Origin of the sequence: Yersinia rohdei ATCC 43380, from assembly GCF_000173775.1 — a bacterium.
Classification (GTDB): Bacteria; Pseudomonadota; Gammaproteobacteria; order Enterobacterales; family Enterobacteriaceae; genus Yersinia; species Yersinia rohdei.
Map to the genome: position 1 here is coordinate 34,331 of NZ_ACCD01000020.1, position 26,989 is coordinate 61,319.

Below are 26,989 nucleotides of genomic sequence, written 5' to 3' on the forward strand. Positions count from 1 at the left end.
ATCTTGTTAGATATAAATTAATAAGCCCGAAGTGTTTGAAACACGGCGGCGATCAATTGGGGGTCTTTGACGCCGGGGGCGCTTTCTACACCGGAGTTAATATCCATACCGGCACAACCCAGTTGTGCTGCTGCTCCGCAGTTATCAGGGCTAATTCCGCCCGCCAGCAGGACATTATCCAGAGATTGACCGGCTAATAATGACCAGTCAAAGCTTTTTCCGGTGCCGCCATGGCCATTATCCAAAACATAACGGTCGACATGCTGTAAATCACGAGCAGGTAAGGAATCACTGACGGTTAATGCCCGCCAAATCTGGCAGCTGGCGGGCAATACCTCGCGCAATTGGTTGATATACTGTTGGTCTTCTTGTCCGTGTAATTGCACTGCCGCCAGTGATAAATGTGCGACCTGCTGTTGGATGGTGTCGATGTTGGCATCACGGAACACCCCGACGTACTTCAGCGGCGCGCCACTGATAACTGCCCGCGCCTGTGCAAGGGTCAGATTGCGCGGCGAGCTATCGACGAAAATCAACCCGCCATACACCGCACCCGCTTGATAAGCCACGGCAGCATCTTGGGCGCGAGTCAAACCACAGACTTTATTTTCACCCAGTAGCACCCGGCGTACTGCCGCATTCAAAGATGGTTCGGACATCAGTGCGCTGCCAATCAGGAAACCATTGGCAAAGTGGCTCAGTTCGCGCACTTGGCGGTAGTTATTAATCCCAGACTCGCTGATGACAGTGACGCCGGCCGGCAATCTTGGTGCCAGTTCGCGGGTACGATTAAGGTCGATTGATAAATCGCGCAAGTCTCGGTTATTAATCCCCACCACTTTAGCGCCTAAGGCACTGGCGCGATCCAGCTCTTCAGCATTACTGGCTTCGGTCAGTACGCCCATATTCAGGCTGTGCGCGACGGCCGCCAACTGGCGATAGGTTTCATCGTCCAGTACCGAAAGCATCAGCAAAATAGCATCAGCCTGATAAAAACGAGCGAGCTGAATTTGATAGGCATCAATAATAAAATCTTTGCATAAAACCGGCTGAGTGACGGCGGCACTGACTTGTGGCAAGAAATCAAAACTGCCCTGGAAGTATTTCTCGTCAGTTAATACCGAAATCGCCGAAGCGTAATTTTTATATACAGCGGCAATCTCTACTGGATTAAAATTGTCACGTATAACCCCTTTCGACGGAGAGGCTTTTTTGCATTCCAGAATAAAAACCGTCTTATTGCCTTGTAGCGCGTGATAAAAATCGCGCTGGCTCAGAGTGATATCAGGTTGAAAGCTGGCGAGAGGCTGTTGTAATTTGCGCGCGGCAAGCCAGATTTCCTTATCGCGCACGATGCGGTGAAGTACAGTTTCCTGCATGATTTATCCTCTTGCTGCCAGAGCGGTCACTCGTGAGAAAGCCTGACCGCTGTGAATCATTTCCAATGCTTGTTGCGCGTTATGGCGCAGGTTTTCCTGGCCGTGCAACTTCAATAATAACGCGACGTTAGCTGCAACGGCGGCGGCAGGTGCCGCTTCACCTTTACCTTGTAACAACCGTGCTAAAATGTCACGATTTTCTTGTGGTGCGCCACCTTGTAATGCACTGAGTGGGTAGCGGTTTAACCCAAAATCTTCCGGTGTCAGTTCATAACTGTCAATATTGCCGTTATTCAATTCAGCGACTTGAGTGGGGGCGTGAATAGCAACTTCATCCATGCCACCGCCATGCACTACAGCGGCGCGTTGGTAACCCAGCACTTTCAAGGTTTGGGCAATAGGTAATACCAACTCAGGGCTATACACACCAATCAGTGCCAATGGTGGGCGAGCGGGGTTAATCAATGGCCCCAATACATTAAATAAGGTGCGGGTCTTTAACTGTTGGCGAACCGGCATGGCATGGCGAAAACCGGTGTGATATTGCGGCGCAAACAGAAAACAAACACCTAACTCATCCAAGGCTTGCCGGGATTGCTCGGCACTCATATCCAGACGAATACCAAAGGCGGCCAACAAATCTGACGAACCGGAGCGGCTGGATACACTGCGATTGCCGTGTTTGGCCACTTTTACCCCACAGCTGGCAGCAACAAAGGCGCTGGCGGTAGAAATATTAATGCTGTTGGTGCCGTCTCCGCCGGTGCCGACAATATCGGCGAACAGGTAATCCGGGCGCGGGAAGGGCTGTGCATCGGCCAATAACGCTTGTGCGGCACCGGCAATTTCTGCGGGTGTTTCACCGCGCACTTTCATGCTGATTAAAGCGGCTGCCAGTTGGCTGGCTTCCAGTTCGCCGCGCACAATAGCAGCAAACAACTGTTGGCTTTCTTGCTGGGTCAATGACTCGGCGCGGAACAGTTTTTCTAATAATAATTCTTTGGGTAATAGATTTTTCATCTCATATTCCTTAATTACACCTGCTGCATAAAATCTGGCGTTGCAGGTAAGCAGCAAGTGAACTTATCCCGATGAGCAGGCTCTGTGATGTGGCTAAAGCAGAGCCGCTAACATCCCTATAGCTTTAGGTGCGAGGGGATAATGCCCAGGCCAATGTTTGTTCAAGCAAGCGCGCACCTTGGGTGGTTAAAATCGATTCCGGATGGAATTGGTAGCCACAAACCCGATGTGCATCATGACGAACCGCCATCACCATTTCGCCAAAACGGGCATTAACAGTTAATTCGGTTGGGATATTACTGCCGACTAATGAGTGATAGCGGGCAACCGGTAATGGGTTAGGTAAACCTGCAAACATTCCGTGTCCATCGTGTTCAATGGCAGAGGCTTTGCCATGCAGTATCTCACCGGCCTGACCCACGTGGCCGCCATAAGCTTCAACAATGGCTTGATGACCCAGACAGATACCGATAATAGGTAACTGACCGCGCAAACGTTGCAATAATTCTGGCATGCAACCGGCTTGTGCTGGCGTGCCAGGGCCGGGGGAGAGCATCAGCACCGGTTTTTCAAGCTGCTGTAAACGCTCAATAATCGTGGAGGCGGCAATCTGGTTGCGGTAAATCACCACGCGATGACCACTGGAGCGCAGTTGGTCAACCAGGTTGTAAGTAAAGGAGTCGATATTATCGAGCAGCAAGATATCGGCCATGAGGTTATTTTCCATTAGAACAGCTCCCTGGCATGGTGTGCGGTGGCAATCGCCCGCAACACCGCGCGCGCTTTATTGCGGGTTTCATCGGCTTCTGCTTGTGGGATTGAATCAAGCACCACTCCGGCACCGGCTTGTACTGTCGCCACACCGTCCTCGACATAAGCTGAGCGAATAACAATGCAGGTGTCTAAATCACCGTGAGCAGTAAAATAACCCACGGCACCGCCGTAACTGCCACGACGTACCGCTTCACTGCCCGCAATCAATTGCATGGCGCGAACTTTTGGTGCGCCGCTCAAGGTGCCCATGTTCATGCAGGCCTGATACGCATGCAGGACATCCAGATCCTGGCGCAAAGTTCCTACCACGCGGGAAACCAGATGCATGACAAAGGAATAGCGGTCGACTTTGGTGAGGTCAGCCACGTAACGGCTACCCGGCTCACAGATGCGCGCCAAATCATTGCGGGCCAAATCCACCAGCATCAGGTGCTCGGCGAGCTCTTTATGGTCGGTGCGCATTTCCAGCTCAATGCGGCTGTCTAAATCACGGTCTAATTCGCCATTGGCACGACGACCACGTGGGCGAGTACCGGCAATAGGGTAAATCTCAATCTGACGATTGGTGGCATCGTATTTCAGCGCACTTTCAGGCGAGGCACCGAACAGAGCAAATTCGTTATCCTGCATAAAGAACATATATGGGCTTGGATTATGGTCTTTCAGGGTTTGATAAGCCGCTAACGGTGACGGGCATGGCAGAGAGAATCGACGCGAAGGCACCACCTGGAAGATTTCCCCTTCACGAATAGCCTGCTGCAATTGGCTGACCACGGCACCGTATTCTTCATCTGATTGGTTACACTGTAACGCCATTTCGGGTATTGACTGCGCCGGGATGGGCTGTGGTGCTTGCTGTAACTGGTGTGCCAGTTGTTCTAAGCGGCTGGTCAGACGTTGCTGTTCATTGCAATCAGGGGTGAACAAGCTGGCTTGCAAATGAGTGGTGCGATGTTGGTGATCCAAAATCAACAAGGTTTCCGCCAAATAGAAGCAGAAATCCGGGCAGCGATTTTCATGGCGCAGCGGCGGCAAGTTTTCAAAACCAGCGACCAAATCGTAGGCAAATAGGCCCCCGAGGAACATGGCTTCGCGCTCGGCCACTGGGGCTTCAACCAAGGTTAACAGCAGACGCAAAGCATCAAATACGGACAGCGCCTGTAAGCGGGAGTCTTCATCCTGCACTTCATTAATGACCGGGAAAGTTAATTCACGGCCATTGGGGCGAACCTGAATATCAACCTCGGCAGGTAATGCGGCATCCAACAGCGGCAATAAAGCGGCGCCATTGCGTGTAAGGGCTTCAAGAGTGACTGTTTGCCCCAGCGCGGTGATGCGCAGTGCGCTGTCAATAATAAGCAGACTTTTCAGATTCTGTTTGCTGGTCACCTCGGCGGATTCCAGCAGTAAGGTTGCAGGTCTTGCGCCACAAAGCTGGTGGAACAGTGCGGTAGGGTCGTCGCGGTAACATGCCGTGGCGGTTAGTAGCTGTAAAGTAGGGCGCGAAGTTTGCATCATTTACTGAGTCTCTAAAAAGTGATTACGCCAAAATTTGTCCATAAAAAAACCCGCTATTCGCGGGCTGAAGCAATCTGCATTGTCTGGTGACGGATATGCGTGATTACATCGCCCGAGTGAGGGAGACGTGCCACCAACCTAGTAAAGAAATTTTGCAGTTTCCCAGGATTGTGAAACTGGCCTAAACGTATCTGTACGCTTTGAACCCGGTAACAATACGATACTGGATAATAAATATCTGGATATGGGGAACGGATTACAAACGTTATTGAGTAATGCCAACGGCGATATCAATTACAATGAATCCTATCCAGCAGGTAGCTTGCTTCCTGGCAAGCCTTTGGATCTCCCTTATACGGCAACGTTGTCGAAAATCCCAGGCAGTAATGTGATATCAGGGCCTTTTTCGAAAACAATCAGAGTCGTTGTCTCCTATTGAATAAATGAGCAAAATGCCCCTTGGTATAGAAGAAATTGGACATTTTTATACGTCACCAATGCCTCCTGCTTTTCCTAGGGTAAAACTACCAGCTCCAGTATCTGAGGCAGATGATGGGTGATATTTGAGAAAGATCGGAGCTAGGTTTTGTATCCTATGAAAATGACTAAGCAGCACTGAATAACTATCGAAAAGCCACTGTGAGTAGCAGTGGCTATCGTTGAGTGCTTAAGAGATTATCTGAGAGAAGTGCGTTTCAATTGGGCTTTTTCAAGCACAGCGCTTCACTCGTGACATACTTAGTTGCCATTCCCGGCATCCAGCCTGATGGTATGCCTTTGCATTTTATATACCCTTTCTCGCTCAACGTAGTTACATACCAATATGAGAGTGAGATAGAAAAAACAATGGCGAGAATACAAATAATTTTAAACAAAGGAATTACTGGCGAGATGATGATTATAGCAGGATTATACCCCTTAAATAGCAAAGCAAAAAACCATGAAAGAGGGAATATAAGTAATATAGGAATGAAAATTAAAAATGGTGCCATCCAAGAAAAAACGATCACATTATCATATTCAAAATACTCATAAATTTCACTAAATCCTAAATACCAAGAAAGAGCGGACAAAGACATAAGAATGAAAATGGATAGTAAAGCTCTTAATTTCTCTGCCATAATCAATATTTCCTTGTGGGAATATCATTTAATGATTTTCGTATGTATTTCCTTATTTCATATTCTATAACTTTTTTCCCTTTCTCAAGCATCCGGTCAGTATACATAGCTCCTAAATCCCAAAGTCCCTGTTCCATCTCACGAGCTTTTTCTACAAACTCTTGCTGTGCGGCCTCGATATATGCAACTACTTTATCCGTCACTCCAAATTTATCATCTAGCTTAGTTAGCCCCCAAACAGCAACAAAACCAACAGCAACAACTATAACTAAGTTAAGTGCAACAAATGGAGTGACGACAAGAGCAGCTATCCCCCAACTAACAGCCGACGCCACACCTATTTTCACCACATCCGTTGCCAAGGAACCGATAAACTCAGCCAGTGAGGTGGCATCATTCAATATAAAATCAAGCGTTCGGTAAGCCGCTGCCACATAAAACGTTAACCGTGCACCGCTGACTATTGAGTTTTTAAGCCCATATTTACCAATACCTAAATCAACTACCTTCGGATTTTTTAATGCAAATACCGGCGCGGTTAATACTTTCCTGATACCCGCATAGCCCGTCAGCTTGATTAACTCAGTGCCTTTATGATTGACGTAGACCGTGGCTCTAATACCGAAGTCACCTAATCGAGAAATAATCATCGAGGTGGTGACAACATCCTTTCCATTCACACCGTAATTAACCATCACTTGCCCGACACCGGACTGAGTGGTTTCCACCCAAGCTGTTTTCGTGTCTTTCCAACCCCATGATTGGAGCACTTCCAAACTTTCCGAGAGTGTCAGTAGCATCACATCTTGATTGGTTCGTGCCAACATAGCGCGTAAAGCATCATCTGGCAGAGTATGGGTATTACGTAAGGCTGGATAATCAGGTACAAACTCAGAGGGGGGCTTTTCACCGGTAAGATAAGGAGGTGGATTGGCTCTTTTAGCTGACTGCGCGAACTGCTGTGGTTCAGCCATCGCAGGGCGTGCCATTGTGACCGTTTGTGGCTGTCGCTCTACCATCGGGTCAACCACTTGCCTCGCCATGCCGATAACAACATGATTTGGGCACTTGCACATCACACGATCACCCGTTGCTACAAACGGTCGGTCTTCCGCCCAGTCTGACACCGTGCCTATAATTTGAAACGTACCCTTACACACCTCACACCACGCAAGATCGCCGGACTGTGCAACCGCTTTCAGACCTTCGAACCACGTTGATGACGCCGACCGAATCTCTCCGTGAGTCGTCTTGTCACCCAAACAAGCTAGCGAACGAGCCATATCATCCCTTATTTATCCATTTGCCAATATCAATTTGGCAATCTACCCAAAAGGTAAGGGATAATGATGGTTCAGGCAATTAAAAACTGAAATTGTGTTTTATGTGTAGAACGTGAAATAGATGTTGGGGAATATGATTATAATTCCCTTTTATCCTCGAATTTGGGGTCTACCCCAACCAATCCTACTTTATTAGCGTAGCGCTCAGTCTTCATATCTAATTTTATCAGTTTCTTAAATATTGCCTTAATTTCACTACGGCGTATTCCGGTATAGGCTACAGGCAGAAAATATGTTTTTCGCCAATCACTTTGAGGTAATTTATCAAGGTAGGATTTGAGTGTTTCCATCTCTTCAGGACTAGAGTGTTCCCCAAGGTCTGTTTTAGTCAGTTTATTAATGCCCTTAACATGGTCGGTGAACTCCTCCACATCCATAACATCGGATTGGACAAGCGGTATATATGGCATCAAACGCGCCATCGTAACCTCACATTGGCGTAAAGAGTCGGTATTTAAACTCATACGAAAAATTGTGCTAGTGGAGCGTCTGAAATTAATATAAAAAATTCTATGGCGCTCTGTGGTAAACTTAACAATGTTGTTCACCAATTTGGTGCCCATATTGTGTGCCTTAATGTTGTAACTCATTGATAGATAATGAAACATTAAGCTAACGTATTGATTCTATAGTTAAAACTGACGCCTGTGAAGGCGACATTAGAGGTTGCTCAATGAGCGAGAAGTCAAGCGAGAAGTTAGAAGACCAAAAATCACCAGAAGCAACGCCACCAAGCCCTAAGTCACAGGGCGATAAAATTGTGGGTGAAAAATTACAGAAAATCTTGGCACGAGCCGGTCATGGCTCTCGTCGGGAAATCGAAACAATCATTCAGCAGGGGCGCGTCAGCGTTGATGGTAAAATATCAAAGCTGGGTGATCGTGTTGAAGTGACTCAGGCGACAAAAATTCGTCTGGATGGTCATCTGCTTTCTATTAAAGAATCTGAAGAAACTGTGTGTCGTGTTCTGGCGTATTACAAGCCAGAAGGTGAGCTTTGTACCCGTAATGACCCTGAAGGCCGCCCAACGGTATTTGATCGTTTACCTAAATTGCGTGGTTCGCGTTGGGTTGCAGTCGGCCGTTTGGACGTCAATACCTCTGGGTTATTGCTGTTCACCACTGATGGTGAGCTTGCCAACCGCCTGATGCATCCAAGCCGTGAAGTTGAACGTGAATATGCCGTGCGTGTATTTGGTCAAATTGATGATGAAAAAATCAAGCAACTCAGCCGTGGTGTGCAATTGGAAGATGGCCCAGCGGCATTTCGCACCATTAAGTTCCAAGGCGGCGAAGGGATTAACCAGTGGTATAATGTCACCTTGACCGAAGGGCGTAATCGCGAAGTTCGTCGTCTATGGGAAGCTGTTGGCGTGCAAGTTAGCCGCCTGATCCGCGTGCGTTACGGTGATATCAATCTGCCAAAAGGCCTGCCACGTGGTGGCTGGACTGAGTTAGATCTGAAAGCCACCAACTATTTACGTGAACTGGTTGAGCTAGATTCTGAAACGGTCAGTAAAATGCCGGTTGAGAAAGATCGCCGCCGGGTTAAAGCGAATCAAATTCGCCGTGCAGTTAAACGCCATAGCGAAGTGGCTGGCCGTCAGGTTGCTGGTCGCCAAGGTTCTGCCCGTAAAAGTTCTACCCGTCAAAATGTGAGCAACGCAACTCCGACAGCAACTGCTGGGCGTCGTGGCTCCAATAAACGCGGCTAAGCTAAAAGATGGGAAGGAGTTTTTTTCTTCCCATCATCCATTCTCTTCTCTGCATCATCCCATCTGACATCAACATAATCCGCATTTATTAACGATTTCAATTTCTAACTCATAGTATAAAAAACTGTCACTGATTATTTAGAAAACATTAAATTTCTATCAGAAAAGATTTAATAGCATAAACCAAGGGTCAACCACCTTCAGATACCACTGGCTGCAAACTATTCAATCTGGCTACATTGCTCTTGGGGATTCCCCATCAGATTTAAAATCTAAGGAGCATTAACATGAAAAAATCTCTGTTAACTACCAGCGCAGCTATTTTATTTGTTGTCGGCACCGGATTTTCCTCTCTGACATATGCTTGCAGCGGCCCTCACTCTCATTATGGTGATATTTGCGAACAGACCTGTGGCAAACTCTCTCAGCCATGGAAAACATTCTGCTACTTTGGTGGCACACAACAGAAGACCGAGCCCGCGAGTCAAGTAACGCCAGGAATGGGCACATTGACGCCAGCTATGGGTATATTGACGCCCTCAAAAATTCCAATGATCCCGCTAGAAAAGTAACCTTAAGTCCGTTCTGGTAATAATGCAGGGAAACCTCTATTACCAGTAACAATAAATGCCGCGGTGTTTTCTACTGCGGCATTATTAATTATATTCAGTGGTTGCCGATAATTACCAGTCAATACCCTGTTGTGCTTTAATTCCAGCATCAAAAGCATGTTTAACTGGGCGTAATTCACTGACCGTATCCGCCATTTCTAATAAGTCGCGGTGGCAACCACGACCGGTAATAATAACGGTTTGATGGGCAGGGCGCTGTCGTAGCGCGTTAATAACTTCGTCCAGTGGCAGATAATCATAAGCCACCATATACGTCAGCTCATCCAGCACCACTAAGTCCAGAGTTGGATCCGCTAACATCCGTAATGCATGCTGCCAAACGCCCAGACAGGCGGTGGTATCAGCTTCTCTGTCCTGCGTATTCCAGGTAAAACCGGTTGCCATTACCTGAAACTCAACGCCATGTTGTTGCAGTAAATTTTTCTCGCCGTTTGGCCATTCCCCTTTAATAAACTGAATCACTCCGGCGCGTAAACCATGACCGACGGCGCGGGTTACAGTACCAAATGCGGCGGTAGTTTTCCCTTTACCATTGCCGGTAAAAACGATCAAAATACCGCGAACTTCCTGTGCGGCAGCAACCCGTGATTCAACTTTTTCTTTTATTTTTTGTTGGCGTTGCTGGTGGCGTTCTTCAGACATAACGGGTTCCTTTATTCGGCGGGGCCGGCTTTGCGGCCGGGTTGTGCATCAAAACTGATACCGGTCTTTCTTCGGCTATCATCACCCATGAGGTAAAGATACAGCGGCATAATTTCAGCAGGCGTTTTTAATTTATTGGCGTCTTCGTCTGGGAAGGCACTGGCCCGCATTGGGGTGCGGGTGCCACCCGGATTAATGCAATTAACCCGCAAAGTGCTGTGTTTATATTCTTCCGCTAACACTTGCATCATGCCCTCAGTGGCAAATTTTGACACGGCGTAAGCTCCCCATCCGGCGCGACCTTGTCGGCCAACACTGGAACTGGTGAAGATCAACGAGCCACAAGGTGCGTTAAGCAGCAATGGCAGGAGTGCTTGAGTTAGCATAAAAGTTGCATTGACATTCACTTGCATAACATCTTGCCAGAGCGCGATATCTTGCTCGGCCATCGGCGCTATTTCACCCAATAATCCGGCATTGTGCAGCACACCGTCTAAATGAGGAATTGTGCGGCTTAGCGTTTCGGCTAGGTGTTGGCAATCTTGGGTTGTTGCATGCAGCAGATCGAGCTCCAGAGCCAATGCTGGCTGGCCCTTAGCGTCAGAAATTTGCTGTTGCACGGCGATTAACTTGCCCATAGTACGGCCCACGAGAACCAATTTTGCCCCAAAACGGGCGTAAGTCAGTGCTGCTTCACGACCAATACCATCACCGGCACCCGTCACCAAAATAGTGCGGTTTTCGAGTAGGTCGTGCTTAGGCTGATAATGCATAATTATTCCTCTTGCTGGCGGCGGTTTTTTAACTGTTGCATACCGCGATATCTCTTACATTCTTATATTTAAGCGAAACCAATGCAATTCTTCATTTGCGCAAGACGGCAGCTTACGGGTTCGCTAGAATGCAGGTATCTCTTTAATGGCAGATGAATAAAGGCGGTATTTGTGGAGTTATTTTCTCTGTACGGATTGTTTCTCGCCAAGGTGGTGACCATTGTGGTTGCGATTGGCGCGGTAGTATTACTGATTGTCAGCCAAGGGATGAGGAAGCAAGGGCAGCGGGGCGAACTTAATTTGGTTGACCTGGGCGAGCAATATAAGGAAATGCAGCGCGAAATGCGGCTAGCGCGCATGAGTCATGCGGAACAAAAAGCCTGGAATAAAGAATTTAAAAAGCAGCAAAAATCCGATCAAAAATTGAAAAAGCAGCGGGCGAAAGCCGGCGCGGTGGCCACACTCAAACCTTGTCTATATGTTATTGATTTCAAAGGTAGCATTGATGCGCATGAAGTCACTTCATTGCGTGAGGAAATTTCTGCGGTGTTGGCGGTTGCCACCGCGCAAGATGAGGTGCTACTGAGACTAGAAAGCCCCGGTGGTGTGGTTCATGGCTATGGTTTGGCGGCATCGCAGTTAGAACGTTTGCGTCATAAAGGTATTCGTCTGACGGTTGCGGTGGATAAAGTTGCTGCGAGTGGCGGATATATGATGGCTTGTGTGGCAGACCGTATAATCAGTGCGCCTTTTGCCATTATTGGTTCTATTGGTGTTGTCGCCCAAATACCTAACTTCCACCGTCTGCTGAAAAAGAATGATATTGATGTGGAGCTGCATACCGCCGGTGAATTTAAGCGAACCCTGACACTGTTTGGTGAGAATACGGAACAAGGGCGTGAGAAATTCCGCGAAGATCTGAATGAAACCCATGTGCTGTTCAAACAGTTCGTACAACAACAGCGCCCCTCTTTAGATATCGATGCGGTAGCCACGGGTGAACATTGGTTTGGTACCCAGGCTAAAGAAAAAGGGCTGGTTGATGCTATTGGTACCAGTGATGATTTACTGATTGCTGAAATGGATAACCACGAAGTTATCGGCGTACGTTATTCACGTCGTAAACGTCTGATGGACCGTTTTACCGGTAGCGCTGCTGAAAGTGCTGATCGCCTATTATTACGCTGGTGGCAGCGCGGCGAAAAGCCACTGTTATAAGCGAGGGTGATTTACGTTTTACAAAATAAAAATACGGGGTTTATCCCCTTATTTTATGGGTTTGCTAGATTATCGCTTAGTGTCTGTCGGGGCAGTAGCACCGATGGGCGCTTTGGCGGTTTACGCCCCATTAGGCACATATCCCCGACGATTAACTTGTTTCCCTGACTGTTAACTTGGTTATCAATGTCCGCGGCTGATGGTCAGTCATGGTCTACTACGGTGCTATATGGGCAGTAACAACCCGCAGAGTAATTTGCCATTAATCGATTAAATGATATTTTGCAGACAAAACGTGCGCCAGATGTTTAAACATATTAAATACCGCGGTGGTTTTTGTCGTCGGTAAACCGTCTGGGTCAAGGAAAAACTCCCCACGAAATACCAATACTGAACCTTTTTGCTCGACGTCAGTGGCCTCCATTCCCGGCAAATAATCCCCATGTTGACGAATAATCTCATTTGCTTCTGCCAACAATTTATTACGCTCGATAGGTGCTGTGTTTCCAGTCATTATATTTCCTCACAATAATTATATTGTTCTCAGAACCAGGTAATTTATCTCACTATTGTACTGTGGGTTAGCATTTGTGCGCAAACCGACTAAGGTTTATTCGAGCCATTGATGGCTTTGTCACCATAATTGGATAAATTCAGATTCCGAGCTAATTAGGTTGCGCAGCGCTTTTTATCAGGTACAGTGTGGGATTTTATACTACTAGGTGGAAGGTTTTGTTGACGCCATAGAGCAGATTGCACAGCGGTTGCACTGGGCGCAGGCAAAGATTTTGCAAGACTGGCCGATATGTTTCGGATAACTCTTTTGTAGCTCCGATCAAAAAAACAGGTTGATCTCCTGAAAAAGTACCGCAATATAAAAAAGAGATACAGAATGCCGCGGTACGGCAAGATAAAAACCTTCTTTTAGAAGAAATAATTTAGGTAAAGGTAATTATGGGTAAAGGTAATTATGGGTAAAGCTCTTGTAATAGTTGAGTCCCCGGCAAAAGCCAAAACTATTAATAAATACTTAGGGAATAACTACGTGGTTAAGTCCAGTGTCGGTCACATTCGTGATTTGCCGACCAGTGGCTCAGCCAGTAAAAAGAGCGCTAACTCCACTGAAGATAAAGCGAAGAAAGCCGACAAGCCCAAGACTAAAGTAAAGAAAGACGAAAAAGTTGCGTTAGTTAACCGGATGGGCGTCGATCCCTATCATGGCTGGAAAGCGCAGTATGAAATTTTGCCCGGCAAAGAGAAAGTGGTTGCCGAGCTTAAAGCATTAGCGGAAAACGCTGACCATATCTATCTCGCAACCGACCTTGACCGCGAAGGAGAGGCTATTGCCTGGCACTTGCGGGAAGTGATTGGTGGTGACGATGCGCGTTTTAGCCGAGTGGTGTTTAACGAAATCACTAAAAATGCTATCCAGCAGGCATTTAATCAACCTGGTGAATTGAATATCAACCGGGTTAATGCCCAGCAAGCCCGTCGTTTTATGGACCGGGTTGTGGGTTATATGGTGTCTCCACTGTTGTGGAAAAAGATTGCTCGTGGCCTGTCAGCAGGTCGTGTGCAGTCGGTTGCGGTGCGTTTAGTTGTTGAACGCGAACGGGATATTAAAGCATTCGTTCCTGAAGAGTATTGGGAATTGCATGCCGACTTGTTGGCAAAAGGTGAAGTTCCAATCCAAATGGAAGTCACCCATGCCCATAACAAGCCATTTAAACCAGTCAATCGCGAGCAGACGCATGCCGCGCTTAAATTGCTGGAAAATGCCCGCTATAAGGTGCTGGATCGTGAAGATAAGCCAACCAGCAGTAAACCGAGCGCGCCTTATATTACTTCCACCTTACAACAGGCTGCCAGTACCCGCCTGAGCTTTGGTGTGAAGAAAACCATGATGATGGCGCAGCGCTTGTATGAAGCCGGTCATATTACCTATATGCGTACTGACTCCACCAATTTAAGTCAGGATGCGCTGACGATGGTACGTGATTATATTGGTGATAATTTTGGCGATAAATATTTGCCATCTGCACCGAACCAATACAGCAGCAAAGAGAATTCGCAAGAAGCACATGAAGCTATTCGTCCTTCTGATGTGAATGTTCTGGCTGAGCAGTTAAAAGATATGGAAGCCGACGCCCAGAAGCTGTATCAGCTGATTTGGCGTCAGTTCGTGGCCTGTCAAATGACACCGGCCAAGTATGATTCCACAACATTGACAGTGCAGGCAGATGATTTCCAACTGCGTGCCAAAGGCCGTACCTTACGATTTGATGGTTGGACTAAGGTCATGCCAGCCTTGCGCAAAGGTGATGAAGATCGCACCTTGCCAGTGATTGAGGTCGGCAGTGAGTTGGATTTACAAAAGCTTATCCCAAGCCAGCACTTCACCAAGCCACCGGCACGTTACAGTGAAGCATCACTGGTCAAAGAGCTGGAAAAACGGGGTATTGGCCGTCCATCCACTTATGCGTCGATTATTTCGACCATTCAGGATCGCGGTTATGTGCGGGTTGAAAACCGTCGTTTCTATGCAGAGAAAATGGGTGAAATCGTTACCGACCGCTTGGAAGAAAACTTCCGCGAGTTGATGAATTATGATTTTACTGCGCGCATGGAAAGTGGTTTAGATCAGGTCGCCAACAACCAAGCTGAATGGAAAGCGGTGCTGGATGGTTTCTTTGCCGAATTCAGTGAGCAGCTTGAAAAGGCCGAGAAAGATCCTGAAGAGGGCGGTATGCGCCCGAATCAAATGGTCATGACCAGCATCGAGTGCCCAACTTGTAGTCGCCAGATGGGGATCCGTACCGCCAGTACCGGGGTGTTCTTGGGCTGTTCTGGTTATGCTTTGCCACCGAAAGAGCGCTGCAAAACCACCATTAATTTGGTGCCAGATGCTGAAATTCTGAATATCCTGGAAGGTGATGATGCGGAAACAAACGCATTACGCGCCCGCCGCCGCTGCCAGAAATGCGGCACCGCAATGGATAGCTATCTGATTGATAACCAACGTAAATTACATGTTTGCGGGAATAACCCCGCCTGTGATGGTTATGAGATAGAAGCCGGTGAGTTCCGCATCAAAGGGTATGAAGGCCCGATTGTTGAGTGCGAAAAATGTGGTTCTGAAATGCACCTAAAAATGGGGCGTTTTGGTAAATACATGGGTTGTACCAATGATGAGTGCAAAAATACCCGTAAAATCTTGCGCAGTGGTGAAGTTGCTCCGCCGAAAGAAGATCCGGTTCCTTTGCCAGAACTGCCTTGTGAGAAGTCCGATGCCTATTTCGTGCTAAGAGATGGTGCTGCGGGTGTATTCTTGGCGGCCAATACCTTCCCTAAATCGCGCGAAACCCGTGCGCCTTTGGTTGAAGAGTTGGTGCGCTTTAAGGATCGTTTACCTGAAAAATTACGTTATTTGGCCGATGCGCCAGTGACGGATAAAGAAGGTAATAAAACCCTGGTACGCTTTAGCCGTAAAACCAAGCAACAGTACGTTTCTTCCGAGAAAGACGGCAAAGCCACAGGTTGGTCTGCTTTCTATATCGATGGTAAATGGGTTGAAGCTAAGAAATAAGTGTTTCACTGATCGGGTGAAATCGCTTTAGCCGCAAAGTAACTTTAGTGGTGAAGTAAATAGTGCATCACATATTGAAACCAGCCTTAATGGCTGGTTTTTTATTGGGCTAATCTATCCAAGTGCTTTATAGTCTTGGTTAATCTGTTGATGTTATCAATTTTTAGCGGTTGTCTGCATTTATCAAAAATACCTTTATTTTTAGGCTAATTTTCGATGACTGAGGTCGTTAATTACCGCAGTATAGCCGCAGCTTTAAATCAGTGTTCTAGGCGAAAAAAACGCCCAATATTGCTGCAATGTAAAGTAATAATGGTGTATACAGTTGCCGATGAAATGATATAGTGGTTATATAAAATACATTCTTATTACCTAATATTATTATAAGTCACGACTGACTACGTTGGCATTATGCAGTTATGGGTTCCAGTTAATAACTTCGCGGCATAGCGGGTGATACCGATATACCAAACTGTGGGTTTCCCCGCAGTGTTTAACCTAGGATGGTATAAATATGAAATTGCAGCAGCTCCGTTATATTGTTGAGGTGGTTAATCATAACCTTAACGTATCATCTACCGCTGAAGGGCTTTACACCTCACAACCAGGTATCAGTAAACAGGTTAGGATGCTGGAAGATGAGCTGGGTATCCAGATTTTTGCTCGTAGTGGTAAACACCTCACTCAGGTGACGCCCGCCGGACAGGAAATCATCCGTATAGCTCGTGAAGTCTTATCAAAAGTAGATGCAATCAAAGCTGTTGCCGGTGAACATACCTATCCAGATAAAGGGTCTTTGTATGTGGCTACCACCCATACTCAGGCGCGCTATGCTTTACCCAATGTTATTAAAGGTTTTATTGAACGCTATCCTCGCGTGTCATTGCATATGCATCAAGGGTCACCAACACAAATTGCTGAAGCCGTTTCCAAAGGAAGTGCCGATTTCGCTATTGCGACGGAAGCGCTGCATTTGTACGATGACCTGATTATGCTGCCATGCTATCACTGGAACCGCGCAGTGGTGGTTAAACCCGACCATCCTTTAGCCGGCAAAACCCATGTCAGTATTGAAGAGTTGGCCGCCTATCCGATAGTGACTTATACCTTTGGTTTTACTGGGCGTTCCGAGCTAGACACTGCGTTTAATCGTGCGGGTCTGACACCCAAAATTGTTTTTACCGCGACCGATGCTGATGTGATTAAAACCTACGTCAGATTGGGATTAGGGGTGGGCGTTATTGCCAGTATGGCGGTTGACCCAATTCAAGACCCTGATTTGGTGACTGTGGATGCACGCGATATCTTTACTTACAGCACCACCAAAATTGGTTTCCGTCGCAGTACTTTCCTGCGCAGCTATATGTATGACTTTATTTTACGGTTTGCCCCGCATTTGACGCGCGATGTTGTTGATAAGGCTGTTGCTCTGCGTTCGAATGAAGATATAGAGGCGATGTTTAAAGATATTAAGCTGCCGACCAAGTAATTTTCCGCAGTCATCTGTATTTTCTTTTTTAACTTAAACCACCTTAAATTAGGTGGTTTTTGTGTTTTCCTATTTAATTAGTCAAAAAATTAAAAGCCAATGAGTTCTGTCTTATTTATAGTTGCATTCAGTGTTATCAGAGACAACTGTATTCAAGACAAATAGGAAAATAAATATGTCGATAAATATGACAACCATAACCACAAGGATACCAAATGTCTATCCTCAAGATATCCAGGAGGTGCAAGAAACCAAAATGGACTCAATTAAATCTGATCCAATAGAAAAAATAATAACTAAAGTTGAACAAAGGGAGTTTATTGGTGTTGATAACATTATTAGTGAACTATATTCACTTTATCCTAAGTCAATGCCTAAGAGATATGAAGAAAATATCTTCGAAAAAGAAAGCAATAGAGTGTATTACTTAGTCAATGTAGGGTTTGTTTTAAATAAAGAAACTGCTGCAGCGCAGGCTATGAGAAAAATAATTGATGGGCAAATAAATAATCCCGCCATTGATGAAATAGTAAATAAGCGAATTGATAATTTTGTAAGAAAAGAAAACTTACATGTTAACGCAGTAAGGAGCAGTGCGGTAAAGATTGATTTCTATCTTGACAACAAGAACAATCTTACTATTCATCAATCCGTAAAATACAATGAGTGTATTGCTAATCAAGCAAAAGATTTTGTCAGTGAAACCCATGATGCAATTATTGGTAACACACCATGTGTGAAGTTAGATCTGCTCATGAAGGTGATTCCGGATGGTAATGTATTAACGCTAAAAGAAAATGCGCTCCGTATTGAGTTTAATGGTGAGAGTAATGAGCTCCGCTCTATTTTTAATAAGCAGAGTTTATGGGAAATAATATGTGACTATTTCATGAGGTTATTTTCCGTGCACCCGGGGAATATAGTCGTGGATCTCGATGACCCACTATATTCTGAGTGCCATGAAGATATAGTGGAGGATCCCGTCGTCCCTATCACCAAAAAAAGTACTATTGAAGAGCATAAACCCTATATACCTAATAGCCATTATTATACCGATCAGGATATTCTGCTTAAAGAAACACAGGAAGATATATATAGAAAATATATGGATGTAATAAATAAACCATGAATTAAGTTTAAATAGAAAAGAAAAATGAAAAATAACAAGGGGCTTAAAGGTCGTTTTGATGAAATGAAAAAAAGGGGCCAATAAAATGACATTATCACGGGGGAGAAAACCCCAATTAAGGGGCTTTCTCGAGTTAGAGGGTTAACGTTTTTTATTGGCTTGAGCAAGCACAGAACCTGCAAGCGTCTTGGTTTTTTCACTGTAATTAGGGCTGGCCAGAACTTGTGAAGCGACATCCTCCATATGTGCACCTGTCTGATTATTGGTACTGGATTGAGAGAGTGCAGACCCCGCAAGGCTTTTTTCGATGGCGGAAGCATTAGGGTCTTTTAGTATGAGTGCGGCTTGTGACGCGACTGAAGCTGACGTTTTTTTAGTGTTTTTCATGGTTTCCATCTTATTGTGTGTATAAGGTTGGTGACTATGTAGTGCTTTTGTTTACTTAACCACGCTACATATTGCTTTTAATCTATTTTCAAACTGCGAAATGGGGTAGTTATAATCCATTAAAATTAATTTTAATAACTTAAGTTGAGTAAATAGCTAACTTATTAGATTCTATTATTTATGCGGATTTATAGATGGTATGTTAAGTTTAAAATAAAACATCCATAATCATAATTTTAAGTAAAAGGTAATGTGAGTATTGAAATCTTATGCAATAAATATCTTTAAGGTTGAATATGAATGTAATGTCTTCTCACTTAGCCAGTAATTTAGTTGATCATTGTTTGTTGAAAAACAGCGATGAAGCCAGTTCAAATAACAATGTTGAAATAAAAATAAAGGGTGATTTGTTCTCTTTTGATAAAGATAAGGGGCCGGATGAGATTTTAACTGCACTCGGGAAAAATAAGTTGATAGATTTAGTGGGTGATTTTAAGCATAGTCATCTATTCAACTTACTTAATAGTCTGCTGGGTAAATCTTTACCAGAATCCATGATGGATTTTGAACAAGTGATAACAAGTGGTTTACCGGCAAGTTATAATATGAAAGTTGATTTTGAACCTCATGACCCATCCGGTGTAGAAATGTATTATTCTGTCACTCATAATGAAAATGGGTGTAATTTATTTAAAATGAGTTGTGAGTTTATATTTGCTAGTGATTGTCAATTTGACAATAAAAAACCAGCTGCAATGGTTGAATATTACCCACAATGCTCTGAAGAATTAAAACAATACCTGGATAATAGAACGCTAATGCAAAAGATATTTGACTGGCTGAAGTCTGTCTTTATAATTGATATTAATCCTAGCTTGCCGAATAAGGAGGCGAATAAGATCATTAATTTTACTCTCTCTGATAGTATTAAGGATAGAGTTTGCTTATTACATGTATCCCCTAATGGTGATGACACGGCAGACGATAATGAAGGAATTACGGTTAATTATAAAGATAATAGCGGGATAGAAAATAATGTGAAATATGCCATTGAAAATGTATTAGAGATTGAATTCGAGGCGTATAAATTGATTGATGATGATTTATACGCTGATTCTCCCTCTGTATAAATATCTTTCATCGTTTATACCTATTACTGTCAGTAAACGTCATTGTTGCCAGAATGTTAATGTTTCTTTGTGTTATATTTAATCTAGTCCACATAATCTCAATGGGATAGGCTCTTGAGGTCATTGCTGATATAGAACACTTATAAGAAACATGGGAGGCGCTATGTCGTTGGATCTGAGAAAAACGAGTATGGCCAGGTTGGTCGCCCTTAATCACGAGTATCACTATTACAGCCTGCCGCAACTGGCGGCAGAGCTTGGAGATATCGACCGATTACCTAAATCATTGAAAGTCTTGTTAGAAAACCTGCTACGCCATCTGGATGGTGAGCAAGTTCAGGAAGCTGATCTAAAAGCTATCGTCGATTGGCAACACACCGGCCATGCTGATAAAGAAATCGCCTATCGCCCAGCACGGGTATTAATGCAAGATTTTACCGGCGTCCCGGCGGTGGTTGATTTAGCCGCGATGCGCGAGGCGGTGAAACGTCTGGGTGGCGACGTGGCGCAGGTTAACCCATTATCCCCGGTAGATTTGGTTATTGACCACTCCGTCACTGTGGATGAGTTTGGTGACAAAGCCGCATTTGGTGAAAACGTCCGATTAGAAATGGAACGTAACCACGAACGCTATATTTTCCTGCGCTGGGGGCAAAAAGCCTTTAGCCGTTTTCGTGTAGTACCGCCGGGTACCGGTATTTGCCATCAAGTTAATCTGGAATATTTAGGTCAGACCGTCTGGCATGAAGCGCAAGATGGCAAACAAATCGCCTATCCGGATACCTTGGTGGGCACCGACTCCCACACCACCATGATTAATGGCTTAGGGATACTGGGGTGGGGCGTTGGCGGGATTGAGGCCGAAGCGGCGATGCTGGGCCAACCGGTTTCCATGCTAATCCCCGATGTGGTGGGTTTTAAAATGACCGGCAAGATGCGCGAAGGGATAACCGCCACCGATTTAGTGCTGACGGTGACACAAATGCTGAGAAAGCACGGTGTGGTCGGTAAATTTGTTGAGTTTTATGGTGATGGTCTGGCGGATTTGCCCCTGGCTGATCGGGCGACTATCGCCAATATGTCACCGGAATATGGCGCGACTTGTGGTTTCTTCCCGGTAGATGACGTGACTCTGAGTTATATGCGGTTAAGTGGCCGCAGTGATGAACAAATTGCCTTGGTTGAGACTTACTGCAAAGTACAGGGATTATGGCGACATGCCGGGGATGAACCGGTATTTACCAGCCAGTTATCACTGGACCTCAGCACAGTAGAAGCCAGCTTAGCGGGGCCAAAACGCCCACAAGACCGCGTGGCACTGGCTAAAGTTCCGCTGGCGTTTAATGCATTTGACGAGCTGGAGGTTAACCGCAAAAAAGATAAAGTCAGCCAGGTGGCTTTCACTCATGAGGGGCAAACTCATCAGCTGCAACAAGGGGCGGTAGTGATCGCCGCCATCACTTCATGTACCAATACCTCGAATCCAAGTGTCTTAATGGCAGCGGGATTATTAGCTAAAAAGGCTGCCGAAAAAGGGCTTAAAACCAAACCTTGGGTCAAAACCTCATTGGCACCGGGGTCTAAAGTGGTGACTGAATACCTCAATTCGGCAGGTTTAACCCCTTATCTTGATAACTTGGGCTTTAATCTGGTGGGTTATGGCTGCACGACCTGTATAGGTAACTCTGGCCCATTACCGGACTCAATAGAAAAAGCCATCAAGGAAGGGGATTTAACCGTCGGGGCGGTGCTCTCGGGGAACCGCAACTTTGAGGGGCGCATTCATCCATTGGTAAAAACCAACTGGTTGGCATCACCACCATTGGTGGTGGCTTATGCATTGGCCGGTAATATGAATGTCAATTTGGCTCAAGACGCGCTGGGTGAAGATCCGCAGGGTAATCCGGTTTACCTGAAAGATATCTGGCCAACCGGGCTTGAAATCGCCAAAGCGGTGGAAGAGGTTAAAACCGAGATGTTCCGCAAGGAATATGCTGCGGTATTTGATGGTGACGAAGAGTGGCAGGCGATTGAGGTCGATAGCACGCCAACCTATGACTGGCAAACGGATTCCACTTATATTCGGTTACCGCCTTTCTTTAGTGATATGAAGGCGTTACCTGAGCCGGTGCAGGATATCCATCATGCGCGTATTTTGGCAATTTTGGCAGACTCTGTCACCACCGACCATATCTCTCCGGCGGGGAATATCAAGCTAGACAGCCCGGCAGGGCGCTATCTGCGCGATCGTGGTGTCGAAATTAAAGAGTTCAACTCTTATGGATCTCGCCGTGGTAACCATGAAGTTATGATGCGCGGGACATTTGCCAATATACGTATTCGTAACGAAATGGTGCCAGGGGTGGAAGGTGGCGTCACCCGTCATATTCCTTCGCAAAATGAAATGCCAATTTATGATGCCGCTATGCGCTATCAGCAGGAAAACGTGCCGCTGGCGGTGATTGCCGGGAAAGAGTATGGCTCCGGCTCCAGCCGCGACTGGGCCGCGAAAGGGCCACGATTACTGGGGGTTAGGGTGGTCATTGCTGAATCATTCGAACGTATTCACCGCTCAAACTTAATAGGTATGGGGATCTTGCCACTGGAGTTCCCCGCAGGGGTAGACCGCAAGACCTTGGGGCTGTCGGGTGATGAATCCATTAGTGTCAGTGGGTTACAAAATCTGGCACCGGGGCAAACAGTGGCGGTAGCCATCACTTATGCCGATGGGCGGCAGCAGATAGTTAATACTCGTTGCCGTATAGATACTGGTAATGAATTGGTTTATTTCGAAAATGGCGGCATTTTGCATTATGTGATCCGCAAAATGTTGTGATGTGAGCTGTAATTTGGTGACAGTGTCACTATTTGGATTGACCCGCAAAAAAGTCAGTAAAAAGGGGGCTGCGAGGCCCCCTGATATTGGCTACATCATGGCAATATTCGCGCCAGACTTCTCGACCATCTTGACTATTTGGTCAACAAATGGCCCATTTTAGCCGCTTTGGTTGCCATATATTGTTCGTTCTTCGGATTCTGCCCAACAATAAGCGGAACGCGCTCGACGATATTAATCCCAGCCTCTGAAAGGATTTCCACCTTTTTAGGGTTATTCGTCAGCAACCGCACGGCTTTGACACCGAGTAATTTGTACATATCCGCACACAAGGTGAAATCGCGTTCATCGGCGGCAAAACCCAGTTGATGGTTAGCTTCAACCGTATCCGCCCCCAAATCCTGCAAAGCATAGGCGCGAATCTTATTCAGCAAACCGATATTACGGCCTTCCTGGCGATGATAAATCAGGACACCACGGCCCGCTTCTGCAATATGCGCCAGTGCGGCTTCTAACTGAAAACCACAGTCACAGCGCAGGCTAAATAAAGCATCACCGGTCAAACATTCAGAATGAACACGAGAAAGTACCGGTTCATCGCCGCTGATATCACCAAAGATTAAGGCCAGATGGTCATGGCCGCTGGCTAATTCTTCAAAACCGACCATCAGAAAATCACCCCAAGGAGTAGGTAATTTGGCTTCTGCTACACGTTTTAGCTGCATCTTACTGTTCATATTATAACTTCAGACCCTTAAGAAGGTTGTCGCATATTCTACTGCATATCTCTCTTATCTTTGGGGATAAAGGGAAATAAACGGTTTCTCTGCGATCATTATTAGCTATATTGCCATAACTTTTAACTCACTGCTGTTCAACAAAGCAGCAAGAAGGCCGGAGTGAATACCTTACGGGAATTTATTTGGGCGGTGGCGAAAAAATTTATATGTTATCAATGGGTAGTAGAATTGATAAGTTATGGCTATAGATGCAATTTGCGCCATCACTATAGATAATGTGTCGTGGACATGGCGAGAAGCAAAGGATCTCAGATGGGGAATATAGCAAAACGAATTAGCCTTGGCGCATTTATTCTACTGCTGCCAGCCTTTATTATTTGGCTTTCTGGCTGGCAGTGGCAACCTGGCAGCAGTGAAAGTTGGCTGAAAGGTTTTTTCTGGCTGACGGAGACGGTGACCGCACCTTGGGGAATTGTGACCAGTGTGCTGCTTGGCGGCTGGTTTTTATGGTGCTTGCGCTTTCGTCTCAAACCGGCCATCGGGTTATTGGTAATTTTGGGCGGTGTTATTGTGCTGGGGCAAGGTGTAAAATCGCTGATTAAAGAGCAAGTGCAGGAACCGAGACCTTTTGTGGTCTGGCTTGAAGCTAAGCATCATATTGATAAACGCTTTTTCTATTCACTGCCCCGTGCTGAGCGCAGCGAGTTAGTCAAACAACAATTGCAGAATCAAACGCTGGTTCCCCCCTGGTTAGGCCGTCATTGGCAATTTGAAACCGGTTTTGCCTTTCCGTCGGGCCATACTGTTTTTGCTGCCAGCTGGGCATTACTGGCGGTGGGGTTATTATGGCCACGGCGACATTACAAAACCGTTATTTTACTGATGCTATGGGCGCAAGGTGTGATGATGAGCCGACTGGTCTTGGGCATGCATTGGCCGCGGGATCTGGTGGCGGCAACCTTGATGAGTGGTTTATTAGTCGCGGTAGTATGCTATTTAGTGCAGCGTTGGTTCGGCCCATTAACCCCTCCTGCGCAAGAAAAACAGGAGATAAAGACCCGCGAACATAAAGAAAATTAGGCGATTAGTTATTATTCGCAGTTAGGATGCTTAAAATAATATCTATTAAGTGCAAGTTGGCCGCTTTATCTTGGTGCAGGGTTTCTTTGCAGGGTAAGGAAGTGCTAATTTGTTAAGTAAGCGCGCCACATTTTTGGCATAATTCATCAGGTTGATTCGGCCTTTAGGAAAAAACGTGAAATATTTGCTGATTTTTTTGTTAGTGCTAGTGATTTTTGTGATTTCCGTCACGTTAGGGGCCAATAATGACCAAGTTGTCACCTTTAATTACTTATTGGCTCAAGGTGAGTATCGCGTCTCTACGCTTTTAGCCACACTGTTTGCGGCGGGCTTGGTTCTGGGATGGATTATTTGCGGGCTGTTTTATCTGCGGGTGCGGATCTCATTGGGCCGTGCAGAGCGGAAAATCAAACGTCTTGAAGCACAGCTTGAACCCGCCGCTCAATCCAGCGCGACGGCTGTTGCACCTGCTGTTAGCAAGGAATAATTTTCTATGTTAGAAATGCTGTTTCTGCTGTTACCCATCGCTGCCGCCTATGGTTGGTATATGGGGCGTAGAAGTGCTCAGCAGGACAAACAGCAAGACGCTAACCGCTTGTCTCGTGAATATGTCGCCGGGGTTAACTTCCTTCTTTCCAATCAGCAGGACAAAGCCGTTGATTTGTTCTTGGAAATGCTGAAAGAAGACAGCTCAGCAGTTGAAGCTCATCTTACTCTGGGTAATCTGTTCCGCTCACGGGGTGAGGTTGACCGCGCGATCCGCATTCATCAGGCTCTGATGGAAAGCGCTTCTTTGACATTCGAACAACGGCTGTTGGCCATTCAGCAACTCGGCCGCGATTACATGGCGGCGGGTTTATATGATCGCGCTGAAGATATGTTCAACCAATTGGTTGAGGAACAAGATTTTCGGCTGGGTGCGCTCCAGCAGCTATTAATTATTCATCAGGCGACCAGTGACTGGAATAATGCCATTGAAGTGGCAGAAAAACTGGTCAAGATGGGCAAAGATAATCAGCGTTTGGAAATTGCGCACTTTTATTGCGAGCTTGCTCTGCAAGCAATGAGCAGTGATGACCTGGATAAGGCGATGGGGCTGTTGAAAAAAGCGGCTTCTGCAGATAAACAATGCGCCCGGGTCTCCATCATGCAAGGCCGCTTGTATCTTGCCAAGGGCGAGTACGCTAAAGGCGTTGACGCGCTGGAGCGGGTGTTGCAGCAAGATAAGGAAGTGGTTAGTGAGGCATTGCCGCTCCTGAGTGAATGCTACCAACACTTGCAACAACCCGAGGCGTGGGCGAATTTCCTCAAACGCTGTGTTGAAGACAATACCGGTGCAACGGCTGAGTTAATGCTGGCAGAGATTCTTGAGCAGCATGAAGGCCGTGATGTGGCGCAAACCTATATTAATCGCCAGTTACAACGCCATCCAACCATGCGTGTTTTCTATCGGTTGATGGATTATCACTTGGCTGATGCCGAAGAAGGGCGTGCGAAAGAGAGCTTGCTGTTGTTGCGTGATATGGTTGGGGAGCAAATCCGCACCAAACCGCGTTACCGCTGCCACAAATGTGGTTTTACCGCACATTCATTGTATTGGCATTGTCCATCATGCCGGGCTTGGGCATCTGTGAAACCCATTAGAGGGCTGGATGGGCAATAAGCTAACTTGCTTGCCATCGGGTGAACTGAATCACCCGATGGGTATAGAGACGGTTTTTTACGATTTACTTTTTCTTCTGAGGCGCTTTCACACCCTCTTTCAGTAGTTGCCGCAGTTTTTTCAATTCTTTCTGGTTCAACGGCTGTTCTGAAATTTCCTCAACACTTTGGTTATCAATCTCGCTGTGATGCAATTTGGCCTCTTTACGGCTGGCTTTGCTATTTTTAACATCGACCTCAAAACTGCTTACTAATCTTTCGCAGACTTCGGTACTCAGAGAAAACTGTTTTTCTAAGGCCGCAGCTTTTATTTTCTCTTTTAATTCCAGAGGGATCTTAATGGTTAAAGTCGATATTTCGCTCATCATATAACCTTCAACATTGGGGAAAATACCAAGCTAAGCGAGGGAGAGATAACTGTCTAGGGGGATAACACAACTGTCACAAAAAATTCATATTTGAATAAACAAAAAGAGCGCCAAGGCGCTCTTTTATTCGACGACACAAACTTAACCTAAAGGGTTATAAGGCTTAGCGGTAAATGACCGCAGTGCCGTGGAGTTTGTTATTGCCGGTTGCAGAAGTAATGAGGAAAGATTGTGCCCCAGCCGCCTGTGCTTTCTGGGCCAAAATAGTTTCTAGCTCGGTTAATGTACCGGCATTACTGGCAGAAATCACACCAATTTCATTCAATCCAGTTGATGGAGCGTGCTGAATTTGTGTCGCAGCAACACTGGTAAACGAAGCTAAAGAAAGCAGGATTGCTGGCGCGATGTATTTGATGTTTTTCATGTGAAACTCCAGTTTCTTGTTTGT

General features: G+C 46.0%; 23 protein-coding genes, 2 pseudogenes and 1 other annotated feature. Of the genes and pseudogenes, 11 read left to right on the plus strand and 14 right to left on the minus strand.

Annotated elements, in window-relative coordinates:
* Positions 1-17 precede the first annotated feature (17 nt).
* The 7 genes and pseudogenes from trpCF to YROHD0001_RS0118275 all read right to left on the minus strand — a co-directional run bounded on the left by trpCF (position 18) and on the right by YROHD0001_RS0118275 (position 7,718).
* Positions 18-1,379: a bifunctional indole-3-glycerol-phosphate synthase TrpC/phosphoribosylanthranilate isomerase TrpF gene (gene trpCF / locus YROHD0001_RS05535; RefSeq protein ID WP_004715567.1), complete on the minus strand. Its 1,362-nt coding sequence runs from the start codon at positions 1,377-1,379 to the stop codon at positions 18-20.
* A 3-nt stretch (positions 1,380-1,382) separates the two neighbouring features.
* Positions 1,383-2,372, minus strand: a pseudogene (gene trpD / locus YROHD0001_RS05530) (anthranilate phosphoribosyltransferase); the annotation flags it as partial.
* A 169-nt stretch (positions 2,373-2,541) separates the two neighbouring features.
* Positions 2,542-3,111: pseudogene (locus YROHD0001_RS0118260) on the minus strand (glutamine amidotransferase-related protein); the annotation flags it as partial.
* A gap of 14 nt (positions 3,112-3,125) precedes the next feature.
* Positions 3,126-4,688 (minus strand): anthranilate synthase component 1, encoded by a 1,563-nt coding sequence (locus tag YROHD0001_RS05525; protein ID WP_032817371.1) that lies wholly within the window; start codon positions 4,686-4,688, stop codon positions 3,126-3,128.
* Positions 4,689-4,731: 43 nt separating this feature from the next.
* Positions 4,732-4,833, minus strand: a sequence feature (Trp leader region).
* 553 nt (positions 4,834-5,386) lie between these two features.
* The gene (locus YROHD0001_RS0118265) at positions 5,387-5,812 is read right to left on the minus strand and encodes a DUF1240 domain-containing protein (RefSeq protein WP_032817349.1); all 426 of its coding nucleotides are present in this window, start codon (positions 5,810-5,812) and stop codon (positions 5,387-5,389) included.
* Positions 5,813-5,814: 2 nt separating this feature from the next.
* The gene (locus YROHD0001_RS0118270) at positions 5,815-7,095 is read right to left on the minus strand and encodes a PAAR domain-containing protein (RefSeq protein ID WP_032817351.1); all 1,281 of its coding nucleotides are present in this window, start codon (positions 7,093-7,095) and stop codon (positions 5,815-5,817) included.
* A 137-nt stretch (positions 7,096-7,232) separates the two neighbouring features.
* The gene (locus tag YROHD0001_RS0118275; RefSeq protein WP_042542276.1) at positions 7,233-7,718 is read right to left on the minus strand and encodes a hypothetical protein; all 486 of its coding nucleotides are present in this window, start codon (positions 7,716-7,718) and stop codon (positions 7,233-7,235) included.
* A gap of 197 nt (positions 7,719-7,915) precedes the next feature.
* Here YROHD0001_RS0118275 and rluB point away from each other — a divergent pair, with 197 nt between their 5' ends.
* Together rluB and YROHD0001_RS05515 are read left to right on the plus strand one after the other, a co-directional pair.
* Positions 7,916-8,869: a 23S rRNA pseudouridine(2605) synthase RluB gene (gene rluB, locus YROHD0001_RS05520; RefSeq protein ID WP_032817373.1), complete on the plus strand. Its 954-nt coding sequence runs from the start codon at positions 7,916-7,918 to the stop codon at positions 8,867-8,869.
* Positions 8,870-9,156: 287 nt separating this feature from the next.
* Positions 9,157-9,441, plus strand: a complete 285-nt coding sequence (locus tag YROHD0001_RS05515) for a hypothetical protein (protein ID WP_004715574.1) — start codon at positions 9,157-9,159, stop codon at positions 9,439-9,441.
* Positions 9,442-9,552: 111 nt separating this feature from the next.
* Here the strand turns inward: YROHD0001_RS05515 and cobO are convergent, their stop codons facing one another.
* Together cobO and YROHD0001_RS05505 are read right to left on the minus strand one after the other, a co-directional pair.
* Positions 9,553-10,143: a cob(I)yrinic acid a,c-diamide adenosyltransferase gene (gene cobO, locus YROHD0001_RS05510; protein ID WP_004715575.1), complete on the minus strand. Its 591-nt coding sequence runs from the start codon at positions 10,141-10,143 to the stop codon at positions 9,553-9,555.
* Between the two features lie 11 nt (positions 10,144-10,154).
* Complete coding sequence (locus YROHD0001_RS05505; protein ID WP_004715576.1) at positions 10,155-10,916, minus strand: YciK family oxidoreductase; 762 nt, start codon at positions 10,914-10,916, stop codon at positions 10,155-10,157.
* Between the two features lie 171 nt (positions 10,917-11,087).
* Here YROHD0001_RS05505 and sohB point away from each other — a divergent pair, with 171 nt between their 5' ends.
* Positions 11,088-12,134: a protease SohB gene (gene sohB / locus YROHD0001_RS05500; protein ID WP_004715577.1), complete on the plus strand. Its 1,047-nt coding sequence runs from the start codon at positions 11,088-11,090 to the stop codon at positions 12,132-12,134.
* A gap of 262 nt (positions 12,135-12,396) precedes the next feature.
* Here sohB and YROHD0001_RS05495 read toward each other — a convergent pair whose 3' ends face one another.
* Positions 12,397-12,648, minus strand: coding sequence for a YciN family protein (locus YROHD0001_RS05495; protein WP_004715578.1), 252 nt, complete (start codon positions 12,646-12,648; stop codon positions 12,397-12,399).
* Positions 12,649-13,104: 456 nt separating this feature from the next.
* On the opposite strand from YROHD0001_RS05495, the gene topA reads away from it, so the two are divergent.
* From topA to YROHD0001_RS05480, 3 genes are all read left to right on the plus strand, one after another.
* Positions 13,105-15,720, plus strand: a complete 2,616-nt coding sequence (gene topA / locus YROHD0001_RS05490) for a type I DNA topoisomerase (RefSeq protein ID WP_004715579.1) — start codon at positions 13,105-13,107, stop codon at positions 15,718-15,720.
* A gap of 514 nt (positions 15,721-16,234) precedes the next feature.
* Positions 16,235-17,209 (plus strand): HTH-type transcriptional regulator CysB, encoded by a 975-nt coding sequence (gene cysB, locus YROHD0001_RS05485; protein ID WP_004715580.1) that lies wholly within the window; start codon positions 16,235-16,237, stop codon positions 17,207-17,209.
* Between the two features lie 175 nt (positions 17,210-17,384).
* On the plus strand, positions 17,385-18,338 hold the full coding sequence (locus tag YROHD0001_RS05480; protein WP_032817355.1) for a hypothetical protein: 954 nt from the start codon (positions 17,385-17,387) through the stop codon (positions 18,336-18,338).
* A 141-nt stretch (positions 18,339-18,479) separates the two neighbouring features.
* On the opposite strand, the gene YROHD0001_RS05475 is transcribed toward YROHD0001_RS05480, so the two are convergent.
* Positions 18,480-18,725: a hypothetical protein gene (locus tag YROHD0001_RS05475; RefSeq protein WP_032817357.1), complete on the minus strand. Its 246-nt coding sequence runs from the start codon at positions 18,723-18,725 to the stop codon at positions 18,480-18,482.
* A gap of 296 nt (positions 18,726-19,021) precedes the next feature.
* Between YROHD0001_RS05475 and YROHD0001_RS05470 the strand changes: the two genes are divergently transcribed.
* Positions 19,022-19,855: a hypothetical protein gene (locus YROHD0001_RS05470; RefSeq protein ID WP_004715583.1), complete on the plus strand. Its 834-nt coding sequence runs from the start codon at positions 19,022-19,024 to the stop codon at positions 19,853-19,855.
* A gap of 163 nt (positions 19,856-20,018) precedes the next feature.
* On the plus strand, positions 20,019-22,691 hold the full coding sequence (gene acnA / locus YROHD0001_RS05465) for an aconitate hydratase AcnA (protein ID WP_032817359.1): 2,673 nt from the start codon (positions 20,019-20,021) through the stop codon (positions 22,689-22,691).
* Positions 22,692-22,825: 134 nt separating this feature from the next.
* Here acnA and ribA read toward each other — a convergent pair whose 3' ends face one another.
* Positions 22,826-23,416 (minus strand): GTP cyclohydrolase II, encoded by a 591-nt coding sequence (ribA, locus tag YROHD0001_RS05460; RefSeq protein WP_004715585.1) that lies wholly within the window; start codon positions 23,414-23,416, stop codon positions 22,826-22,828.
* A gap of 327 nt (positions 23,417-23,743) precedes the next feature.
* Between ribA and pgpB the strand changes: the two genes are divergently transcribed.
* The 3 genes from pgpB to lapB all read left to right on the plus strand — a co-directional run bounded on the left by pgpB (position 23,744) and on the right by lapB (position 26,174).
* Positions 23,744-24,511: a phosphatidylglycerophosphatase B gene (gene pgpB / locus YROHD0001_RS05455; RefSeq protein ID WP_004715586.1), complete on the plus strand. Its 768-nt coding sequence runs from the start codon at positions 23,744-23,746 to the stop codon at positions 24,509-24,511.
* A 175-nt stretch (positions 24,512-24,686) separates the two neighbouring features.
* Positions 24,687-24,998 (plus strand): LapA family protein, encoded by a 312-nt coding sequence (locus tag YROHD0001_RS05450; RefSeq protein WP_004715587.1) that lies wholly within the window; start codon positions 24,687-24,689, stop codon positions 24,996-24,998.
* Positions 24,999-25,004: 6 nt separating this feature from the next.
* On the plus strand, positions 25,005-26,174 hold the full coding sequence (gene lapB, locus YROHD0001_RS05445; RefSeq protein WP_004715588.1) for a lipopolysaccharide assembly protein LapB: 1,170 nt from the start codon (positions 25,005-25,007) through the stop codon (positions 26,172-26,174).
* A 64-nt stretch (positions 26,175-26,238) separates the two neighbouring features.
* On the opposite strand, the gene YROHD0001_RS05440 is transcribed toward lapB, so the two are convergent.
* Together YROHD0001_RS05440 and bhsA are read right to left on the minus strand one after the other, a co-directional pair.
* Positions 26,239-26,538, minus strand: a complete 300-nt coding sequence (locus YROHD0001_RS05440) for a hypothetical protein (protein ID WP_032817360.1) — start codon at positions 26,536-26,538, stop codon at positions 26,239-26,241.
* A 166-nt stretch (positions 26,539-26,704) separates the two neighbouring features.
* Entirely contained in the window at positions 26,705-26,965 is a 261-nt protein-coding gene (gene bhsA, locus YROHD0001_RS05435; protein WP_004715590.1) for a multiple stress resistance protein BhsA, read from the minus strand.
* Positions 26,966-26,989 lie beyond the last annotated feature (24 nt).

What these genes read in the sequence shown, in the direction of transcription:
- acnA (WP_032817359.1), top strand. Translation starts at nt 20,019, where the DNA reads ATGTCGTTGGATCTGAGAAAAACGAGTATGGCCAGGTTGGTCGCCCTT.
- YROHD0001_RS0118270 (WP_032817351.1), bottom strand. Translation starts at nt 7,095, where the DNA reads ATGGCTCGTTCGCTAGCTTGTTTGGGTGACAAGACGACTCACGGAGAG.
- YROHD0001_RS0118265 (WP_032817349.1), bottom strand. Translation starts at nt 5,812, where the DNA reads ATGGCAGAGAAATTAAGAGCTTTACTATCCATTTTCATTCTTATGTCT.
- YROHD0001_RS05495 (WP_004715578.1), bottom strand. Translation starts at nt 12,648, where the DNA reads ATGACTGGAAACACAGCACCTATCGAGCGTAATAAATTGTTGGCAGAA.
- YROHD0001_RS05480 (WP_032817355.1), top strand. Translation starts at nt 17,385, where the DNA reads ATGTCGATAAATATGACAACCATAACCACAAGGATACCAAATGTCTAT.
- YROHD0001_RS05470 (WP_004715583.1), top strand. Translation starts at nt 19,022, where the DNA reads ATGAATGTAATGTCTTCTCACTTAGCCAGTAATTTAGTTGATCATTGT.
- YROHD0001_RS05475 (WP_032817357.1), bottom strand. Translation starts at nt 18,725, where the DNA reads ATGAAAAACACTAAAAAAACGTCAGCTTCAGTCGCGTCACAAGCCGCA.
- YROHD0001_RS05505 (WP_004715576.1), bottom strand. Translation starts at nt 10,916, where the DNA reads ATGCATTATCAGCCTAAGCACGACCTACTCGAAAACCGCACTATTTTG.
- ribA (WP_004715585.1), bottom strand. Translation starts at nt 23,416, where the DNA reads ATGCAGCTAAAACGTGTAGCAGAAGCCAAATTACCTACTCCTTGGGGT.
- cobO (WP_004715575.1), bottom strand. Translation starts at nt 10,143, where the DNA reads ATGTCTGAAGAACGCCACCAGCAACGCCAACAAAAAATAAAAGAAAAA.
- YROHD0001_RS05440 (WP_032817360.1), bottom strand. Translation starts at nt 26,538, where the DNA reads ATGAGCGAAATATCGACTTTAACCATTAAGATCCCTCTGGAATTAAAA.
- bhsA (WP_004715590.1), bottom strand. Translation starts at nt 26,965, where the DNA reads ATGAAAAACATCAAATACATCGCGCCAGCAATCCTGCTTTCTTTAGCT.
- YROHD0001_RS05525 (WP_032817371.1), bottom strand. Translation starts at nt 4,688, where the DNA reads ATGCAAACTTCGCGCCCTACTTTACAGCTACTAACCGCCACGGCATGT.
- lapB (WP_004715588.1), top strand. Translation starts at nt 25,005, where the DNA reads ATGTTAGAAATGCTGTTTCTGCTGTTACCCATCGCTGCCGCCTATGGT.
- pgpB (WP_004715586.1), top strand. Translation starts at nt 23,744, where the DNA reads ATGGGGAATATAGCAAAACGAATTAGCCTTGGCGCATTTATTCTACTG.
- trpCF (WP_004715567.1), bottom strand. Translation starts at nt 1,379, where the DNA reads ATGCAGGAAACTGTACTTCACCGCATCGTGCGCGATAAGGAAATCTGG.
- cysB (WP_004715580.1), top strand. Translation starts at nt 16,235, where the DNA reads ATGAAATTGCAGCAGCTCCGTTATATTGTTGAGGTGGTTAATCATAAC.
- YROHD0001_RS05515 (WP_004715574.1), top strand. Translation starts at nt 9,157, where the DNA reads ATGAAAAAATCTCTGTTAACTACCAGCGCAGCTATTTTATTTGTTGTC.
- YROHD0001_RS0118275 (WP_042542276.1), bottom strand. Translation starts at nt 7,718, where the DNA reads ATGGGCACCAAATTGGTGAACAACATTGTTAAGTTTACCACAGAGCGC.
- topA (WP_004715579.1), top strand. Translation starts at nt 13,105, where the DNA reads ATGGGTAAAGCTCTTGTAATAGTTGAGTCCCCGGCAAAAGCCAAAACT.